Source organism: Streptomyces sp. NPDC047000, from assembly GCF_040644295.1.
In the GTDB taxonomy this organism is placed as follows: Bacteria; Actinomycetota; Actinomycetes; order Streptomycetales; family Streptomycetaceae; genus Streptomyces.
In genome coordinates, this window is record NZ_JBEYWE010000013.1 from 192,055 (window position 1) to 209,342 (window position 17,288).

At 74.9% G+C, this 17,288-nt stretch carries 15 protein-coding genes; 11 read left to right on the forward strand and 4 right to left on the reverse strand.

Translation table 11 applies throughout. From position 1 onward, the window contains the following. Positions 1 to 82: 82 nt before the first annotated feature. From ABZ862_RS21880 to ABZ862_RS21930, 11 genes are all read left to right on the forward strand, one after another. Complete coding sequence (locus ABZ862_RS21880; RefSeq protein ID WP_360960494.1) at positions 83 to 577, forward strand: hypothetical protein; 495 nt, start codon at positions 83 to 85, stop codon at positions 575 to 577. Continuing rightward, on the forward strand, positions 550 to 1,548 hold the full coding sequence (locus tag ABZ862_RS21885) for a hypothetical protein (protein WP_360960496.1): 999 nt from the start codon (positions 550 to 552) through the stop codon (positions 1,546 to 1,548). Before ABZ862_RS21880 ends, ABZ862_RS21885 begins: the two co-directional genes overlap by 28 nt. Continuing rightward, entirely contained in the window at positions 1,532 to 3,007 is a 1,476-nt protein-coding gene (locus ABZ862_RS21890) for a V-type ATPase 116kDa subunit family protein (RefSeq protein WP_360960498.1), read from the forward strand. The genes ABZ862_RS21885 and ABZ862_RS21890 overlap by 17 nt, the downstream gene beginning before the upstream one ends. Then, positions 3,004 to 3,426 (forward strand): ATP synthase subunit C, encoded by a 423-nt coding sequence (locus ABZ862_RS21895; protein ID WP_360960500.1) that lies wholly within the window; start codon positions 3,004 to 3,006, stop codon positions 3,424 to 3,426. The genes ABZ862_RS21890 and ABZ862_RS21895 overlap by 4 nt, the downstream gene beginning before the upstream one ends. Positions 3,427 to 3,428: 2 nt before the next feature. Next, a complete protein-coding gene (locus ABZ862_RS21900; RefSeq protein ID WP_360960501.1) occupies positions 3,429 to 3,737 on the forward strand; it encodes a hypothetical protein in 309 nt (102 codons plus the stop codon). Continuing rightward, positions 3,734 to 4,300, forward strand: a complete 567-nt coding sequence (locus ABZ862_RS21905) for a hypothetical protein (RefSeq protein WP_360960503.1) — start codon at positions 3,734 to 3,736, stop codon at positions 4,298 to 4,300. The genes ABZ862_RS21900 and ABZ862_RS21905 overlap by 4 nt, the downstream gene beginning before the upstream one ends. Further along, positions 4,285 to 6,075, forward strand: coding sequence for a V-type ATP synthase subunit A (locus ABZ862_RS21910; RefSeq protein WP_360960505.1), 1,791 nt, complete (start codon positions 4,285 to 4,287; stop codon positions 6,073 to 6,075). Before ABZ862_RS21905 ends, ABZ862_RS21910 begins: the two co-directional genes overlap by 16 nt. Beyond that, positions 6,072 to 6,308 carry a hypothetical protein gene (locus ABZ862_RS21915; protein WP_360960507.1) on the forward strand — a complete coding sequence of 79 codons (237 nt, stop codon included), beginning with the start codon at positions 6,072 to 6,074 and terminating at the stop codon, positions 6,306 to 6,308. Before ABZ862_RS21910 ends, ABZ862_RS21915 begins: the two co-directional genes overlap by 4 nt. After that, positions 6,305 to 7,699: a V-type ATP synthase subunit B gene (locus ABZ862_RS21920; RefSeq protein ID WP_360960509.1), complete on the forward strand. Its 1,395-nt coding sequence runs from the start codon at positions 6,305 to 6,307 to the stop codon at positions 7,697 to 7,699. Before ABZ862_RS21915 ends, ABZ862_RS21920 begins: the two co-directional genes overlap by 4 nt. Positions 7,700 to 7,702: 3 nt before the next feature. Beyond that, a complete protein-coding gene (locus ABZ862_RS21925; RefSeq protein WP_360960511.1) occupies positions 7,703 to 8,323 on the forward strand; it encodes a V-type ATP synthase subunit D in 621 nt (206 codons plus the stop codon). Positions 8,324 to 8,602: 279 nt separating this feature from the next. Next, on the forward strand, positions 8,603 to 10,336 hold the full coding sequence (locus tag ABZ862_RS21930; protein WP_360960513.1) for a GAF domain-containing protein: 1,734 nt from the start codon (positions 8,603 to 8,605) through the stop codon (positions 10,334 to 10,336). 42 nt (positions 10,337 to 10,378) lie between these two features. Here ABZ862_RS21930 and narI read toward each other — a convergent pair whose 3' ends face one another. Genes narI through ABZ862_RS21950 form a run of 4 tightly spaced genes read right to left on the reverse strand, consistent with a single transcriptional unit; the run spans position 10,379 to position 17,275 of the window. Further along, the gene (gene narI / locus ABZ862_RS21935) at positions 10,379 to 11,152 is read right to left on the reverse strand and encodes a respiratory nitrate reductase subunit gamma (RefSeq protein ID WP_360960514.1); all 774 of its coding nucleotides are present in this window, start codon (positions 11,150 to 11,152) and stop codon (positions 10,379 to 10,381) included. Further along, positions 11,149 to 11,844, reverse strand: a complete 696-nt coding sequence (narJ, locus tag ABZ862_RS21940) for a nitrate reductase molybdenum cofactor assembly chaperone (protein WP_360960516.1) — start codon at positions 11,842 to 11,844, stop codon at positions 11,149 to 11,151. Before narJ ends, narI begins: the two co-directional genes overlap by 4 nt. Next, positions 11,841 to 13,553: a nitrate reductase subunit beta gene (narH, locus tag ABZ862_RS21945; protein WP_360960518.1), complete on the reverse strand. Its 1,713-nt coding sequence runs from the start codon at positions 13,551 to 13,553 to the stop codon at positions 11,841 to 11,843. Before narH ends, narJ begins: the two co-directional genes overlap by 4 nt. Continuing rightward, positions 13,553 to 17,275, reverse strand: a complete 3,723-nt coding sequence (locus ABZ862_RS21950; RefSeq protein WP_360960519.1) for a nitrate reductase subunit alpha — start codon at positions 17,273 to 17,275, stop codon at positions 13,553 to 13,555. Before ABZ862_RS21950 ends, narH begins: the two co-directional genes overlap by 1 nt. Positions 17,276 to 17,288 lie beyond the last annotated feature (13 nt).

Here is a 17,288-nt window from a genome sequence, read left to right on the forward strand (position 1 = left end):
ACGCAGGTCACCCGGCCCTTGTGCGGTCCCGGGTGTTTCTCCGTAGCGTGAAAGAGCACCGGAACGGTGCCGGGAGGCCGTCATGCCTGATCTCCGCGCGTTCCTCGCGCGTTTCCGGCCGGCGGGTTCGCCGGGCCCGGCGGGGGGCGGTGCCGTCCCCGCGGACCGGACCGCCGAGCTCACGGCCGAGCTGGCGCCGGTCCTCGCGCTGCTGGACGGCACCCTCGCCGAAGCCGCCGCGATCCGTGCGTCCGCCGCCCGTGAGGCCGCCGGACGCCGCCGTGCCGCGGCGGAGCGGGCCGAGCACGAGGTGCGCACGGCACGCGAGCGGGCCCCGGAGGTGCGCCGGGAGACGGCGCTGCGGCTGCGGAGCGCTCACGCCGCCGAGAACGAGCGCGCGGCCGACGACGCGCGGCGCGCCGTGGCGGACCTGCGGGCACGCGCACGGGAGCGGACCCCGCAACTGGCGGCACGTCTGGTGTCGCGGGCGGTCGCGGAACTGGCCGCGGTGCCCGGTGCGCCGGCCGGTGGGACGTCGCGGGAGGCGCCATGGGCGCGGGGTGGGTCGCCGGAGTGACCCGGGCCCGGGCGCTGGCCGCCGGGCGGGCCGGCCCCGGGACGGCCCGGCGGCTGGCGGCCGCGCCCGGCCTGCCCGACGCACTGCGCACGCTGGCGTCCACCCCCTACCGGCGCGGCCTGGACGTCCGGGCCGCGGTCGCCGAGGCGCAGCGCGGTGTGTCGGACGCGCTGGTGTGGTGGCTGCGGGTGCTCGCCGGATGGCAGCCCCGGCCCGGCGCGCTCGCCGTACGGCTGCTGGCGTCGCCGTTCGAGATCGCGAACACGCGGCGCAGACTGCTGGCCCTGTCCGGCGCGTCAGACATGTCCGGCGTCGCCGACACGCCCGGCACGTCAGACACGCCCGGCGACACCGGCACGCCGCCGCCCGCCCCGTACCGGCTCGGCGCGCTGGCGACGGCCTGGCCGCGCCTGTCCCGGGCGTCCTCCCCGTCTCAGCTGCGGGCCGTGCTGACCGCTTCCGCGTGGGGCGACCCCGGTGGCGCGTCCGCGGCGGCCGTGCTCACCGGGATGCGGCTGTCGGCGGCGGCCCGCACCGCGGCGGCCGTGCCGTGCGCGGCGCGCTGGGCGGCCGGGGAGGCGGCGCTGCTGGTGGCCCGGGAGGTCTTCGTGACCGGGCTGCCGCTGACCCGGACCGCCGAGCACCGTGCCGTGCCGCTGCTCGGCGCGGGTGCGCTGCGCGCGGCGGCGGCCGGGCGGTTCGAGGAGTTCCGCGACCGGCTCCCCGCCGGGGCGCGCTGGGCGCTGGAGGGCACCGAGCGGCCGCGGGACCTGTGGCGGGCCGAGGCCCGCTGGTGGCCGCGCGTCGAACGGGACGGCCTCGCGCTGCTGGAGCGGACCCGGTACGACGTCGCACCGGTCGCGGGAGCGGTCGCGGTGCTGGGCGCCGACGCCTGGCGGGTGCGGGCCGGACTGGAGTGTGCCGGGCGGGGCACAGGCGCGCTGGAGGCGTTCGATGAACTCCTGGGCTGACTCCCTCGTCCCGGCCCGGATGCGGCGGGTGGCCGTGGTCGCACCGGCCGGGGCGCTGCGCGACACGCTGGTGCGGCTCGCCGCCGCCGGTTGTGTGGAGCTGGACCGGCCGGACGGCGGCGAGGGCGAGCGCCGGGGCCCGGCCGCGCGCGGCCTCGCGGCCCTGGGCGACGCGGCCGCCGCCGCGCCCCTGCTGTCCGCCCTCCCGCCGGACCCGGACGGGTGGCGGGCGGCGCGCCGGGCCGATCTGCTGGCGGGCGAGGCGCAGCTGGAGACGTATCTGGAAGCGGCGGTACGGCACGGCGGCACGGCCGCGCTGGCCGGCTGGTGCCCGGCCGGTGACCTGTCCCGGCTCGGCCCGCTCCTGGCGGAGGCCGGCGGGGCCGTCGTACCGCTGCGGGCGCCGTCCGGGGCCGAGCCGCCGACGCTGCTGTACGAGCGCGGCACGGTGCGCCGTGCCGTGGTGCCGCTGGTGCGCACCTACGGGACCGTGCCGTACGCCGACGCCGACCCCTCGCTCGTCGCCGGGGCCGCGTACGTCGTGATGTTCGGGATGATGTTCGGTGACGCGGGCCACGGTCTGCTGCTCCTCGCCGGGGCGCTGCTGCTGCGCTCGGGCCGGCCGGCGCGGCTCGCGGCGCTGCGCCCGGTGTGGCCGTTCGTGGCGGGTGCGGGCGTGGCGAGTGTGCTGGCGGGGGTGGCCTACGGCGAGTTCTTCGGCCCGACCGGTGTGCTGCCGGTGCTGTGGCTGGACCCCGTGGACGAGCCGCTGCGGCTGCTGGGCGCGGCGGTCGCGTTCGGGGCGGTGCTGCTGGCGGCGGCGTACGCGGCGGGCATCGTCAACCGGTGGCGGGAGGGCGGCCCGGCGCGGGCGCTGTACGCGGCGTCGGGGGTCGCCGGGGCGTCGGTGTTCCTGGGGCTCGCCGTTCTCGCGGCGGGGCTGGCCCGGCACACCACGGCGCTGACGGCGGGCGGTTCGCTGGTCGCCCTCGCGGGTCTCGCGCTGGCCGGTACGGGGATGTTCGCGGCGTCGGGAGGCGGTGGCGCGGGCGTCCTGCAGACCGGGGTGCAGCTGTTCGACGTGGTGGTGCGGATCGGCTCCAACACCGTCTCCTTCGCCCGGCTCGCGGCGTTCGGGCTGACCCATGCGGCGCTGGGCGCGATCGTCTGGCGGGGCACCACCGCACTGGCCGGGGCGGGCCCCGCGGCGGTCGTCGCGGCGGCGGTGGTCCTCGTCCTGGGCAACGCGCTCACCTTCGCGCTGGAGGCGCTGGTGGCCGGGGTGCAGGCGCTGCGTCTGGAGTTCTACGAGCTGTTCTCCCGCGTGTTCGAGACCGAGGGCCGCCCGTTCCGCCCCTGGCACGTCCCCACCGAGCGCCCCGCCCGCACCGGCGCGGGCACCGGCGCACCCACCGACGGCTCACTGGGCCCACGATCCGGGACAGAGGTGACGACATGATCGCCTGGCTGGTCGCACTTCCGCTGCTCCTCGCCGCGTACGCGGTCACGCACCGGCTGCTGCGGCGGCGCGGCAAGGCGGCGCTGCGCGCGGTCCTCGTGGTGGACGCGGGGCTGTTCGCGGGCGCCCTGGCACTGCTGGCGGTCGCGCTGAGCGGCACCGCCGCGCACGCGGACGGGGTGACGTCCGCCGCGCAGGGCTCCGGCTCGAACTCGGCCGCGCTGATCGGTGCCGCCATCGCGGTCGCCGGGGCGTCCCTCGGGGCGGCGATCGCCGTCGCGTACACGGGGGCGGCGGCGCTGGCGGCGCTCAGCGAGCGGCCCGAGCTGTTCGGGCGGGCCATGGTGATCGTGGGGCTCGCGGAGGGCATCGCGATCTACGGGCTCGTGGTGGCGATCCTGCTGATCGGGAAGGCGTGATCATGCGGGTCGCGGCGATCGGGGAACGGTCGCGCGTCGCCGCTTGGGCGGCGGCGGGCGTGGTCGTGCTGCCCGCGCGGGGGCCGGAGGCGGTGCGCGCCGCGTGGCGGGGCCTCGCGGCGGACGTGGGTCTGGTGATCCTCACCCCCGCCGCGGCCGCCGTGCTCGGGCCGCCGGAGGGCGGGCCGCTGACCGCGGTGATGCCGCCGCAGGACGGGCCGCCGACGCCGGTCGCGGCACGGGAGGAGGAATCACCGTCGTCCGTCACCGCGTCCGGGGACGGGCCGCCGACGGCGGTGACACCGCCATGAGGTCCGCCTCCGGGACCGCCTCGGCCGCCTCCGCGGCGTCCGCCGGTTCCGGCCCCGGCCTCGCCCCCGTGCGCGCCCGCATCCTGCGGGACGCCCGCGCGGAGGCGGACGCGGTGCTCGCCGCGGCCGACGCGGACGCCGCCGCCGTGCTCCGCGAGGCCGGGGAGCGGGCCGCCGCGATCCTCGACACCGCACGCGCCCGGGGTGCCGCCGACGCCGGGAGCGCCCGTGCCGCCCTGCGTGCCCGGGCCCGCCGGTCCGCCCGGGACCTGGAGCTGGCCGCCCGCCGGGAGAGCTGGGAGGAGCTGTGCCGGCAGGTCGTGCGCGGAGTGGAGGCGGTACGGCACTCAGAGGGTTACCCGGAGCTGCGCGAGCGGCTCGCGGCGTCCGTACGGGCGGCGCTGGGCGCCGGGGCAGAGGTGACCGAGGCACCCGGCGGCGGGGTGCTGGGGAGCGCTCCGGGACGCCGGACGGACTGCTCTCTCGCCGCCTTCGCACAGCGCGTGCTGGACGGGGCCGGCGCCGAGGCGGAGGAGCTGTGGGCACCGTGGGACAAGCCGTGACACACACCGTGACGGACACCGGGTACGGGACCGGGCGCGTCCTGCGGGTCGCCGGGCCGCTGGTCGAGGCCGAGGTGACGGCCGGCACGGCGATGTACGACCTGGTGGAGCTGGGCGAGGCACGGCTGCCCGGGGAGGTGGTGGCGATCCGGGACGCGGTGATCACCGTGCAGGCGTACGAGTACACCGGTGGTCTCGCGCCCGGCATGCCGGTCCGCCCACTGGGCAGGCCGCTGTCGGCGGCGCTCGGTCCCGGCCTGCTCGGCGGGATCTTCGACGGGCTGCTGCGCCCGCTGGCGGACGCGGGCCCGTGGCTCGAGCCGGGCGCCGTGGGCCGCGCGGACGGCCGCGCGCGGCGGCGGTGGCCGTACGTACCGCTGGCCCCGGTGGGCAGCACGGTGGGGCCCGGTGAGGTGCTCGGCGAGGTCCGGGACGCGGGCCCGGTGCCCATGCAAATACTGGTGCCGCCGGGGTGCGCGGGCGTGGTGGAGCGGGCCGCCGGGGCGGGCCGGCTGACGGACGACGCGGTCGTCGCGACGGTCGCCGGGACCCCGGTGCGGATGACGGCGCGCTGGCCGGTGCGCGCGCCGCGTCCGGTGCGGGCCCGGCTGGACGCCGGGCGGGCGCTGCACACCGGCCAGCGGGTCGTGGACCTGCTGTTCCCGGTGGCGCTCGGCAGCACGGTCGCCGTGCCGGGCGGCTTCGGCACCGGCAAGACGGTGCTGCTTCAGCAGATCGCCAAGTGGTGCGACGCGGACGTCATCGTCTACGTCGGCTGCGGCGAGCGCGGCAACGAGATGGCCGACGTCATCGAGGAGTTCGGGGCGCTGACCGACCCGCGTACCGGGGGCCGGCTGGCCGACCGGACGGTGATCGTGGCCAACACCTCCAACATGCCGATGATGGCGCGGGAGGCGAGCGTCCACAGCGGGGTGACGGTCGCCGAGTACTTCCGTGACATGGGGCTCGACGTGGTCGTCATCGCCGACTCCACGTCCCGCTGGGCGGAGGCGCTGCGCGAGTTCGCCTCACGCACCGGGGCGCTGCCCGCGGAGGAGGGCTATCCGGCGGGGCTGGCCTCGGCGATCGCCGCGTTCTACGAGCGGGCCGGCGCGGTGACCACGCTCGGCGGCCGGACCGGTTCGGTGACCGTGATCGGCGCGGTCTCCCCGCCGGGCGGCGACATGGCGGAGCCGGTGACCGCGCACACCCAGCGTTTCGTGCGCTGTCTGTGGACCCTGGACCGCGATCTCGCCTACGCCCGGCACTATCCGGCGGTGTCGTGGGCGGAGTCGTTCTCCCGCGACGCGCAGGCCCTCGGGGACCACCACGCGGCCACGGACGACCCGGAGTGGCCCGCGCGCCGGGCCCGGGTGGCCGCGGTGCTCGCCGAGGCGGACCGGCTGGCCGACCTGGTCGACCTGCTCGGCATCGCGGCGCTGCCCGCCGCGGAACGCGTCAGCGTGCTCGCCGGGCGGCTGGTGCGCGAGGGGGTGCTGCAACAGAGCGCGCTGTCCGGGCGGGACGCGCACAGCGGGCCGGGCAAGACGGCCGCGCTGGCCGAGGCGGTCCTGGCGGTCACCGACCGCTGCCGCGAACTCGCCGACCGGGGCGTGGCGCCCGAGCGCATCGAGGCCGTCGACTTCACCCCCCTGCTACGCATCCGCGAGGAGGCCGGCCCGGACGACGCGGAGTCGGTGCGCCGGCACGGCGCGGCCGTACTGGCCCGGCTCGACGGGGAACTGAGCGGCGCGGCGCAAGGAGGCGAGCCGTGACCGGCCCCGCGGCCCGGGGACGGGCCGGGCACACCCCGGTACGGGCACTCGGCGGGCCCCTCGACCTCGTCCGCGGCCCGGACGGCATCGGCCGGGACGGGTCCGCCCGGTCGGCCCCCGGCCCGTCCGGGCGGCGGCACGGCGCCGCGCATCCTGTCCCGGCCACGACCGGCGGCGCCCCGGCGGCGGACCGCCGCCGCCACAGCAGCAGCGGACGGGGAGGCCGCCCATGAGCGGCACGGAGGACCCGGGACGCGTCGAGTTCACCTCGGTGCGGGAACTGCGCGGGCCGCTCGCCGTCGTCGACAAGGTCGACGGTGTCGGCTGGGACGAGTTCGTGCGGTTCACCCTCGACTCGGGCGAGCGGCGGCACGGGCTCGTACTGGAGGTCGACCGGGGGACGGCGGTGGTGCAGGTGCTGGAGGACACCGCGGGGATGGCTCCGGCGCGGCTGCGGGCCGCGTTCAGCGGGTCACCGCTGCGGGTGCCGGTGGGTCCGGGATGGCTGGGCCGGGTGTGCAACGGGCGGGGCGAACCGCTGGACGGCGGTCCGCCCGTGTTCGGTGCGGCGACCGCGGCGGTCGGCGGCAGCCCGGTCAACCCGGTGCTCCGCGAGCCGCCCGCCGAGCCGGTGCTGACCGGGGTGAGCGCCGTCGACGCGCTGACCACCCTGGTACGCGGGCAGAAGCTCCCGGTGTTCTCGGTGGCCGGGCTGCCGCATCTGGAGCTGGCGGCGCAGATCGCCGCGCAGTCGACGGCGGGCGGGCAGCCGTTCTGCGTGGTGTTCGCCGCGATGGGCGTCACCCACGCCGACGCCGCGTTCGTCCGTGACGCGCTGGAGGAGCGTTCGGCGGCCGGTGAGCTGGTGCTGCTGCTCAACACCGCCGACGACCCGGTGATCGAGCGGGTGCTGACCCCGCGCATCGCGCTCACCGTCGCCGAGCACCTCGCGTTCACCGGCGGCCGGCACGTGCTGGTGGTGATGACGGACATGACGAGCTACGCCGAGGCCCTGCGCGAGGTGTCCGCGGCGCGCGGCGAGATCCCGGCCCGCCGCGCCTATCCCGGCTACCTGTACAGCGACCTCGCCTCCCTCTACGAGCGCTGCGGCCGGGTGCGCGGGCTGCCGGGGTCGGTCACGGTGCTGCCGGTGCTGACCATGCCCGCGGGCGACATCACCCACCCCGTGCCGGACCTCACCGGGTACATCACGGAAGGGCAGATCGTGCTGTCCCGCGCGGTGCACGCCCGGGGCGTCTATCCGCCGGTGGACGCGCTGTCGTCACTGTCCCGGCTGATGCGCAAGGGCGCCGGGCCCGGCCGTACCCGCGACGACCATCTGGACGTGGCCGCCCAGCTGCTGTCCGCGCTGGCCCGGGCCCGGCAGGTGCGGGAGCTGGCCGACCTGGTCGGGCAGGCCGCGCTGCCGCCCGCCGACCGGGCCTTCCTGGACTTCGACGAGGCGTTCGGGCACGGCCTGGTGAACCAGCGGCGCGACGAGCTGCGCACGCTGGAGGACACGCTGGAGCGGGCCTGGCGGGTGCTGCTCACCCTGCCGCGCGGGGAGCTCGGCATGCTGCCCGCCGCGCTGCTGGACGCCCGCCTGGCGGGACGGGAGGGGTGAGCGGTGGCCGAGCTGCGGGTACCACCGGGGCGCGCGGGCCGGATGAGGCTGCGGCGCAGCCTGGACACCGCGCTGCGCGGCGCGGACCTGCTGGACCGGAAGCTGCGCATCCTGCGGGCCCGCCACGCGGAGCTGCTGGCGGCCGAGCGTGCCGCGCGCGGGAACTGGTACGCACGGCTCGCGGAGGCGGAGACCTGGCTGCGGCGCGGGCTGCTGCTGAGCGGCGAGGAGGCCCTGGCCGACCTGGCCCGCACCCGCCCCGCCCGGCTGGAGATCGTCTGGACCGCCACGATGGGCGTACGGCACCCCCGTACCGCCTCCTGCGAGATCCCCGGACGGGACCCGGACCGCCCGGCGCCCGCGAACTCGGCGCTGGTGCTCGCGGAGACCGCCTGGGCCGAGGCCGTGCGGGCGGCCGCCGCGTACGCCGCCGCCCGCGCCGCGGCACGCGCGGTCGGTGCCGAGGCCGCCCGCACCCGGCAGCGGGTACGGGCCCTGCGACGGCACTGGATCCCGCGCCTGGAGGCGGCCCTCGACCGGGCGGACACGGCACTGGAACAGGCCGAGCACGAGGACGCGGTCCGCAGACGGTGGGCCGCCCGGAGGACCGGGCAGGGCGCCTGACACGCCGGGCGGCTTCCGGCCGGGCGGGGACGGTCGCGCGGCCGGTGGCCGGGGCGTCCCGTCGCCACCGGAAATTTCCGCCGGTCCCCGGGCTCGCGGAAAATTCCTCCGTACAGGACAACTCGCCCCGGAAATACGGCTGTAACCGGCATTTTCCTGAGAAGACCCTGTGCCGCGGGGCGGCTGCCGGCGGCCGCGGAGGCAGGGCCAGCGTCGAAGGCTCCCGGCGCATCGGGCATGCTGAACAATGATTGATGCGTGTCGGTGAGGGGAGCTGTGGTGAACGAGGGTGCACAGGGCCAGGGTGACGCCGTGGCACCGGGAGCATCGCCCCAGCTGAGGCTGGACGAGCTGCTGGACGGACTGCAGGAGCAGGTGCAGCAGGCGCAGGCTGCCCGGGACAGGACCCGCACCCTGCTGGACGCGGTGCTCGCCGTGGGTTCCGACCTGCATCTGGACGTCGTGCTGCGCCGCATCGTGGAGTCGGCGGTCACGCTGGTCGACGCCCGCTACGGGGCGCTCGGGGTGCTGGGCGAGGAGGGCACGATCCAGCAGTTCCTCACGGTCGGCATCGACGCGGAGACCACCGCCCGCATCGGTCACTACCCGCGCGGCGAGGGCATCCTCGGCCTGCTCATCCGCAACCCGGAGCCGCTGCGCCTGGCGGATCTGAACGATCACCCGGCGTCCGTGGGCTTCCCGGCCGGGCATCCCCCGATGACGAGCTTCCTCGGCGCCCCGATCCGGGTGCGCGACGAGGTGTTCGGCAATCTGTACCTCACGGACAAGCGGGACGGCGCGGAGTTCGACGCGGACGACGAGGCGGTGCTGCGCATGCTGGCCGCGGCGGCCGGTGTGGCGATCGACAACGCCCGGCTGTACGACGAGTCGCGGCGCAAGCAGCGGCGGCTCGCGGCGACCAACGAGCTGACCCGCAGCCTGCTGTCCGGCCGGGACCCCGCGGAGGTCCTGGAGTCGGTCGTGGAGACCGTGCGGAACATGTCCGGCGCCGATCTGGTCACCCTGGCGGTGCCGGTGGGCGACAGCGGCGAGCTGGTCGTCGAGGTGGCGTCCGGTACGGCGGCGGACGAGGTACGGGGTCTGGTGCTGCCCGCGACGGCGCTGGCGGCGAAGGTGTTCGCCACCGGGGAGACGGTCGTCAGCGAGTCCGCGAGCACCGATCCGCGCACCGCGGGCGGCACCTCCGAGGTGGTCGCCCTCGGGCCGGCCTTCTACGTCCCGCTCGGCGGCGGCGAGCATGTCCGCGGGGTGCTGCTGGTGGCGCATCTGCCCGGCGCCCGCCCGTTCCCCGACGCGGTCGTCGACATGGTCACCGGGTTCGGCAACCAGGCCGCCCTGGCCCTGGAGGTGGCCGAGCACCGCCGGGACTCCGAGCAGATGCTGGTGCTCAGCGACCGTGACCGGATCGCCCGGGACCTGCACGACCTGGTGATCCAGCGGCTGTTCGCCGGTGCCCTGACGCTCCAGTCGACGCTCGGGCATGTCGACGGTCGGCCCAAGGAACGTATCCAGCGTGTCGTGGACGATCTGGACGACACCATCAAGGTCATCCGGTCCACCATCTACGGGCTGCGCGAGAGCGACCGGACCCTGGCGGGCGGGCTGCGGGCGAAGCTGGTCGCGGCGGCCGACCGGGCGGCCGGGGCGCTGGGGTTCGCCCCGGCGCTGCGGATGACCGGTCTGCTGGACACCGATGTGCCGCCCGAGTACGCGGAGCATCTGCTGGCGGTGGTCGGCGAGGCGCTGTCCAACGCGGCCCGGCACGCCGGTGCCACGGCGGTCGACGTCACCGTGGAGGTCACCGGGCACGCGCTGCGGCTGCGGGTCGCGGACAACGGCCGCGGCATCGACCCCACGGTGACGCGCCGCAGCGGCCTGGCCAATCTGCGCAAACGCGCCGAGGTGCTGTCGGGGACCTTCGAGGTCGCCGCGGGCAAGGAGCGCGGTACGGTCCTCAGCTGGGCCGTGCCGCTGCACCGCGGCGACGTCTGAGCGGTCCGGGGGCCGGCCGCGAGGCGGCCCCGCACCCGCGGCTCACACTCCGGTGCGCTCCCAGCCGCGCCGCGGGGGCCGGGTGCCGAGCCGGCGGTCGCGGCTGCGGTAGACGACGTAGGGGCGGGTGAGATAGCCGAGCGGCGCGGTGAGCATGTGGACGAGCCGGGTGAAGGGCCAGGCCGCGAAGAGCAGCATGGCGCTGATCGCGTGCAGTTTGAACAGCACCGGCGCACCGCTCATCAGGCCGGGATCGGGCCGGAAATAGAAGACCGACCGGAACCAGGGCGAGATGGTCTCGCGGTAGTCGTATCCGCCGCCGATGATGTTCGCGACGACGGTCGCGGACAGGCCGAGCGCGATGGTCAGCGTCAGGGAGACGTACATCGCCTTGTCGTTGCGGGTGGTGGCGGAGAAGACCGGGCCCACGGTGCGGCGGCGGTAGATCAGGATGGCGAGGCCGCCGAGCGTGGCGACGCCGGCGATCGTGCCGAGGACGACCGCGCCGAAGTGGTACATGTCCTCGCTGATCCCGAGGGTCTCCGTCCAGCTCTTGGGGATCACCAGGCCGCCGATGTGGCCGAGCAGCACCACGAGGATGCCGAAGTGGAACAGGGGGCTGCCGATCCTCAGCAGCCGCCGCTCGTAGAGCTGGGAGGAGCGGGTGGTCCAGCCGAACTTGTCGTAGCGGTAGCGCCATACGTGGCCGAGGACGAACACGGCGATGCAGACGTAGGGCAGGGCGACCCACAGCAGGACGGCGCCGGTGCCGGTGCCGGCGGCCAGGTCGAGGGAGCGGGCGGGGGCGGCGGTCATCGGGGGCCTCCTGCGACGGGGTCGGGCAGGAACTGCGGGGGTGCGTAGGGGTCGAGGCCGACCTGTTCCTCGGGCGGGCCCTCGGCGGCGAGGCGTGCCACGGCGTCGCGGTCGTCGCCGGCGAGGGCGGGCAGGGTCGCGGACACCGAGTCCAGGACGTGTGCCCAGGGGGCGTGGTCGTCGGTGAGGGCGAGGCGCAGGAGTTCCAGGCCCGCGCGGTGCTCGGTGAGCAGCCGGGAGCCGGTCCCCGGGTCGGCCGCGGCGAACTCCAGGACGACGGCGAGGTGGTCGGGCAGTTCGTCGTCGGCGAGCCGCCACCCGGCCGCCGCGTAGGTCTGCTTCAGGCGCACCAGTCCGAGGCCGCGTTTACGGGTGTCGCCGTACGCGTAGTACGTCAGGTACGGGCAGCAGCGCTTGCGGTGGTCGAAGGTGGTGACGTAGGCGGCGGCCAGGTCGGCGGGCGCGGTGCCGGGCGGCCGGCCGGGAGCGGGGCGGGCCGTCCGCGCGGCGTGCGCGGTGAAACGCAGCAGCGGTTCGGCGACCGGGCGCGGCAGGGTCCGGGCGGCCCGTTCGGCGAGCGCCAGGTTCTCCGCGAACGCGTCGTCGGGGTAGGCGAGCAGCAGGGACTGGACCTGCCAGGCACGGGGGTGCCAGGGCTCGGTGCGGAAGGCGGGCCTCGTCTTCTTCCTCATGGCTTCGGCTCCTCCCCGGCCGTCGGAGCGCCGGAGTCCGGCCGGTCGGGGAAGAGGCCGGGCGGGGCGCCCTTGCCGTCCCAGTTGAGGAGGTTGACACGGCTCGCCTTGTCGGTGGGGGTGGTGGCGGTGTCGGAGGTCTGCCGGTCGCGCAGCGCGTGGAAGGTCTCCACGGCGATGGGGGCGGCGCCGCCGGACGCCTCGCCGAAGGGGCCGGAGCCTCCCATGCCGGGGCCGCCCTCGTAGTCGAGGCTGCACTCGGTGGCGAGTTCCTCGAGCTTGTGGGCCTGTTCGGCGTGGGCCGGGGGGATGACGTAACGCTCGTCGTACTTGGCGAGGGCCAGCAGCCGGTACATGTCGTAGACCTGTTCGCCGGTCATGCCGACGGCCTCGGGGATGCGGTCGTCGGGTTCACGGCCGAGGTTGATGTCGCGCATGTAGGAGCGCATCGCGGCCAGCCGCCGCAGGACCGCGTCGACCGGCTGGGGGTCGCCCGCGGTGAACAGCTGGGCGAGGTAGTCGACGGGGATGCGCAGGGCGTCCACGGCGGCGAAGAGGGTGCGGTGGTCCTCGGCGTCCTCGCCGGTGTCACGGACGGCGTCCACGACCGGGGAGAGCGGCGGGATGTACCAGACCATGGGGAGGGTGCGGTACTCGGGGTGCAGGGGCAGGGCCACCCGGTAGGTGTTGATGAGGGCGTGGACCGGGGAGCGCTGGGCCGCGTCGATCCAGTCGCGGGGGATGCCGGCGCGTTCGGCGGCGGCGATCACCCCGGGGTCGTGCGGGTCGAGGAAGACGTCGCGCTGGGCCTCGTAGAGTCCGGTCTCGTCGGGGGTGGAGGCGGCCTCCAGGACACGGTCGGCGTCGTAGAGGACGAGGCCGATGTAGCGCAGCCGGCCCACGCAGGTCTCCGAGCAGACGGTGGGCAGACCGACCTCGACGCGCGGGAAGCAGAAGGTGCACTTCTCGGCCTTGCCGGTGCGGTGGTTGAAGTAGACCTTCTTGTACGGGCATCCGGTCACGCACATCCGCCAGCCCCGGCAGCGGTCCTGGTCGACGAGGACGATGCCGTCCTCCTCGCGCTTGTAGATGGCGCCGGAGGGGCAGCTGGCCGCGCAGGACGGGTTGAGGCAGTGCTCGCAGATGCGCGGCAGGTAGAACATGAAGGTCTGCTCGAACTCGAACTTGATCTTCTCGGAGACCTGGTTGAGCAGCACGTCCTGGTGGCCGTGGTCGACGGCGCCGCCGAGGTTGTCGTCCCAGTTGGCCGACCAGGCGATCTTCATGTCCTTGCCGGTGATCAGGGACTTGGGGCGGGCGACCGGGGTGTGGTCCTGGAGGGGGGCGTTGGTGAGGGTCTCGTAGTCGTACGTCCAGGGCTCGTAGTAGTCGTCGAGGGACGGCAGGACGGGGTTGGAGAAGATCTGGACGAGCTTCTTGAACCGGCCGCCGGCCTTGAGGGCGAGCCGGCCGTTCCGGTTGAGCTCCCAGCCGCCCTTCCAGCGTTCCTGGTCCTCGTAGCGGCGGGGATAGCCCTGTCCGGGGCGGGTCTCGACGTTGTTGAACCAGACGTACTCGACGCCGGTGCGGTTGGTCCACGCCTGTTTGCAGGTGACGGAACAGGTGTGGCAGCCGATGCACTTGTCGAGGTTCATGACCATCGCCATCTGTGCCATGACCCGTCCGACGGGGGCCTTGTCACGGGACATCAGTACGTCACCTCCTGGTTCGCACGGCGGCGGATGACGGTGACCTCGTCGCGCTGGTTGCCGGTCGGGCCGAGGTAGTTGAAGGCGTACGACAGCTGGGCGTAGCCGCCGATGAGGTGGCTGGGCTTGATCAGCAGCCGGGTCAGGGAGTTGTGGATGCCGCCGCGCCTGCCGGTGGTCTCGGTGCGGGGCACGTCGATCAGGCGGTCCTGGGCGTGGTGCATGTAGACGGTGCCTTCCGGCATCCGGTGGGAGACGATCGCGCGGGCGGCGACCACACCGTTGCGGTTGACGGCCTCGATCCAGTCGTTGTCGTGGACGCCGATCTTCGCGGCGTCCTCCTTGCTCATCCAGATCGTCGGGCCGCCCCGGGACAGGGAGAGCATGAACAGGTTGTCCTGGTACTCGGAGTGGATGGACCACTTGTTGTGCGGCGTCAGGTACCGCACGGTGACACCGAGTTCGCCGACGTCGCCGATGCGGGGTTCGCCGAACAGCGCGTCCATGTTCAGCGGGGGCCGGTAGACGGGCAGTTGCTCGCCGAGGGCGGTCATCCAGTCGTGGTCGAGGTAGAAGTGCTGGCGTCCGGTGAGGGTGTGCCAGGGCTTGAGCCGCTCGACGTTGACGGTGAACGGCGAGTAGCGCCGCCCGCCGCTCTCCGAGCCGGACCACTCCGGTGAGGTGATGACGGGGACCGGGGCGGCCTGGGTGTCGGCGAACGTGACCTGTTTGCCCTCGTGTTCGGCGGCCAGGTCGGCCAGCCTGGTCCCGGTGCGGGCCTCCAGGGTGTGGAAGCCCTGGGTGGCGAGCCGGCCGTTGGTGGTGCCGGACAGGGCGAGGATCGCCTCGCAGGCGTGGGTGTCGCGGGCGAGGGCGGGGCGGCCGTCGGCGGTGCCGCCGCGCACGGTGCCGTTCTTGTGCCGCAGGTGGTCGAGTTCACGGCCGACCTCGAAGGTGATGCCCTTGGTGGTGGCGCCGAGGGTGTCCAGGAGCGGGCCGAGGGCGGCCATCTTGTCGGCGACGGCCGGGTAGTCCCGTTCCACGGTGATCAGCCTGGGCATGGTGCGGCCGGGTTCGGGCTCGCACTCGCCCGCCCGCCAGTCGCGTACCGTGCCGTGCGGGGTGGCCATCTCGTCGGGGGTGTCGTGCAGCAGCGGCGCGGCGATCACGTCGGTGCGGGTACCCAGGTGGGTCTCGGCCTGGCGGCTGAACTCCCGGGCCAGGGTGTGGAAGGCGTCCCAGTCGGTGCGGGTCTGCCAGGGCGGGGAGATGGCCGGGTTGAAGGCGTGCACGAAGGGGTGCATGTCGGTGCTGGACAGGTCGTGCTTCTCGTACCAGGTGGCGGCGGGCAGCACGATGTCGGAGAACACGGTGGTGCTGGTCATCCGGAAGTCGAGGGTGAGCAGCAGGTCGAGCTTGCCCTCGGGTGCCTCGTCGTGCCACTTCACGTCGCGCGGCCGGGCCTCCTCGGGCGCCTCTGTGGCGCGTACGGAGGCGTCGGTGCCGAGCAGGTGCTTGAGGAAGTACTCGTTGCCCTTGGCGGAGGAGCCGAGCAGATTGGCCCGCCATACGGTCAGCACCCGGGGGAAGTTGGCCGGGTCGTCGGGGTCCTCGCCGGCGAACCCCAGCCGCCCGGACCTGAGTTCGTCCACGATGTGCTCGCCGGCCGGGCGGCCCGCGGCGGCGGCCTCGTCGGCGAGGTCGAGCGGGTTGCGGTCGAAGGTGGGGTACGACGGCATCCAGCCGAGCCGTGCCGACTGCGCGATGACGTCGGCGGTGGTCTTCCCGGCGAACGGTCCGCCCGCCCCGGCCGCGGCGAGGGTGTCGGCGGCGAACGGGTCGTAGCGGAACTGGTCGGTGTGGAGGTACCAGTAGGCGGTCTGGATCATCTGCCGGGCGGGCCGGTTCCAGTCGGCGGCGGTGGCGATCGCCGAGTAGCCGGTGAGCGGGCGGACCTTCTCCTGGCCGACGTAGTGCGCCCAGCCACCGCCGTTGACGCCCTGGCAGCCGGTGAGGGTGGTGAGGGTGAGGAAGGCGCGGTAGATGGTGTCGGAGTGGAACCAGTGGTTGGTGCCCGCGCCCATGATGATCATCGAACGGCCGCGGGACTCCTCGGCGTTGGCGGCGAACTCGCGGGCGATCCGGGCGGCGCGGGCCGCGTCGACGCCGGTGATCCCGGCCTGCCAGGCGGGGGTGTACGGCTCGGCGGTGTCCTCGTACGACTGCGGCCACCGGCCGGGCAGTCCGTCGCGGGCGACGCCGTACTGGGCGAGGAGGAGGTCGTAGACGGTAGTGACCAGCCGTCCGCCGATCCGGCGCACCGGTACGCCGCGCAGCATCCGGCCCGCGGCGCCGTCCAGGCCGTCGAAGCGGGGCAGGGAGACCGCGACGGGCGGTTCGGTGCCGCCGGCGGCGGACAGCAGCGGGTCGGTGTCCCCGAGGTCGAGGTTCCACTTCCCGGCGCCGGAGTCGCCCCAGCGGTCGCCGAGGGTGCCGTTGGGGACGACGGGCCCGCCGGTGGCGGCGTCCAGCAGGACGGTGCGGAACCGCGCGTGCTCGGCGCCTGCCGCCGCGCCACCCAGGTCGGCCGCGGTGAGGAACTTGCCCGGCGTGTAGGTGCCGGGGTCGTTGTCGGTCTCGTCGAGGGATATCAGGAACGGCAGGTCGGTGTACCGCTTCACGTAGGACGTGAAGTACTCCGACTGCCGGTCGACGAAGAACTCCTTGAGGACGACGTGCCCCATGGCCATCGCCAGCGCGCCGTCGGTGCCGGGCTGGGCGGGCAGCCATTCGTCGGCGAACTTCACGTTGTCCGCGTAGTCCGGGGAGACCGCGACGACCTTCTGGCCGCGGTAGCGGGCCTCGGCCATCCAGTGGGCGTCCGGGGTGCGGGTGACGGGGATGTTGGAGCCCCACATGATCAGATACCCGGCGTCCCACCAGTCGCCCGACTCCGGTACGTCGGTCTGGTCGCCGAACACCTGCGGGGAGGCCACCGGAAGGTCGGCGTACCAGTCGTAGAACGACAGCATGGCGCCGCCGAGCAGGGAGTAGAAGCGGGCGCCCGCCGCGTGCGACACCATCGACATCGCCGGGATCGGCGAGAAGCCGGCCAGCCGGTCGGGGCCGTACTCCTTGATGGTGTGGACGTGTGCGGCGGCGACCATCTCGATCGCCTCGTCCCAGCTCGCCCGCACCAGGCCGCCCTTGCCGCGCACCGACTTGTAGCGCCGGGCGCGCTCCGGGTCGCCGGTGATCTCCGCCCAGGCGGCCACCGGGTCGCCGAGCCGGGCCCTGGCCTCGCGGTACATCCGCAGCAGCACACCGCGGACGTACGGGTAGCGCACCCGGGTCGGCGAGTACGTGTACCAGGAGAAGGCGGCTCCGCGCGGGCAGCCGCGCGGCTCGTACTCGGGGCGGTCGGGGCCGACGGACGGGTAGTCGGTCTGCTGGGCCTCCCAGGTGATGATGCCGTCCTTGACGTACACCTTCCACGAGCAGGAGCCCGTGCAGTTCACGCCGTGGGTGGAGCGCACCACCTTGTCGTGCGACCAGCGGTCCCGGTAGAACTCGTCCGCCTGCCGTCCGCCGATACGGTGCAGGGTGCGCAGGTCGTCGGAGACCTCGGCCCGGCTGAAGAACCGGCGTGAGCGGACCAGCGCGTCCGCCAGTTCCCCGTCCAGTCCCGCCTTCGCCCGCTCCGGGCGGTTGTCTGTGCTCACCGCGGCTCTCCGT

Excerpts from the sequence above, each read along its gene's own strand:
- ABZ862_RS21880 (WP_360960494.1), top strand. The coding sequence starts at position 83 with ATGCCTGATCTCCGCGCGTTCCTCGCGCGTTTCCGGCCGGCGGGTTCG.
- ABZ862_RS21885 (WP_360960496.1), top strand. The coding sequence starts at position 550 with ATGGGCGCGGGGTGGGTCGCCGGAGTGACCCGGGCCCGGGCGCTGGCC.
- ABZ862_RS21890 (WP_360960498.1), top strand. The coding sequence starts at position 1,532 with ATGAACTCCTGGGCTGACTCCCTCGTCCCGGCCCGGATGCGGCGGGTG.
- ABZ862_RS21895 (WP_360960500.1), top strand. The coding sequence starts at position 3,004 with ATGATCGCCTGGCTGGTCGCACTTCCGCTGCTCCTCGCCGCGTACGCG.
- ABZ862_RS21900 (WP_360960501.1), top strand. The coding sequence starts at position 3,429 with ATGCGGGTCGCGGCGATCGGGGAACGGTCGCGCGTCGCCGCTTGGGCG.
- ABZ862_RS21905 (WP_360960503.1), top strand. The coding sequence starts at position 3,734 with ATGAGGTCCGCCTCCGGGACCGCCTCGGCCGCCTCCGCGGCGTCCGCC.
- ABZ862_RS21920 (WP_360960509.1), top strand. The coding sequence starts at position 6,305 with ATGAGCGGCACGGAGGACCCGGGACGCGTCGAGTTCACCTCGGTGCGG.
- narI (WP_360960514.1), bottom strand. The coding sequence starts at position 11,152 with ATGACCGCCGCCCCCGCCCGCTCCCTCGACCTGGCCGCCGGCACCGGC.
- narJ (WP_360960516.1), bottom strand. The coding sequence starts at position 11,844 with ATGAGGAAGAAGACGAGGCCCGCCTTCCGCACCGAGCCCTGGCACCCC.
- narH (WP_360960518.1), bottom strand. The coding sequence starts at position 13,553 with ATGTCCCGTGACAAGGCCCCCGTCGGACGGGTCATGGCACAGATGGCG.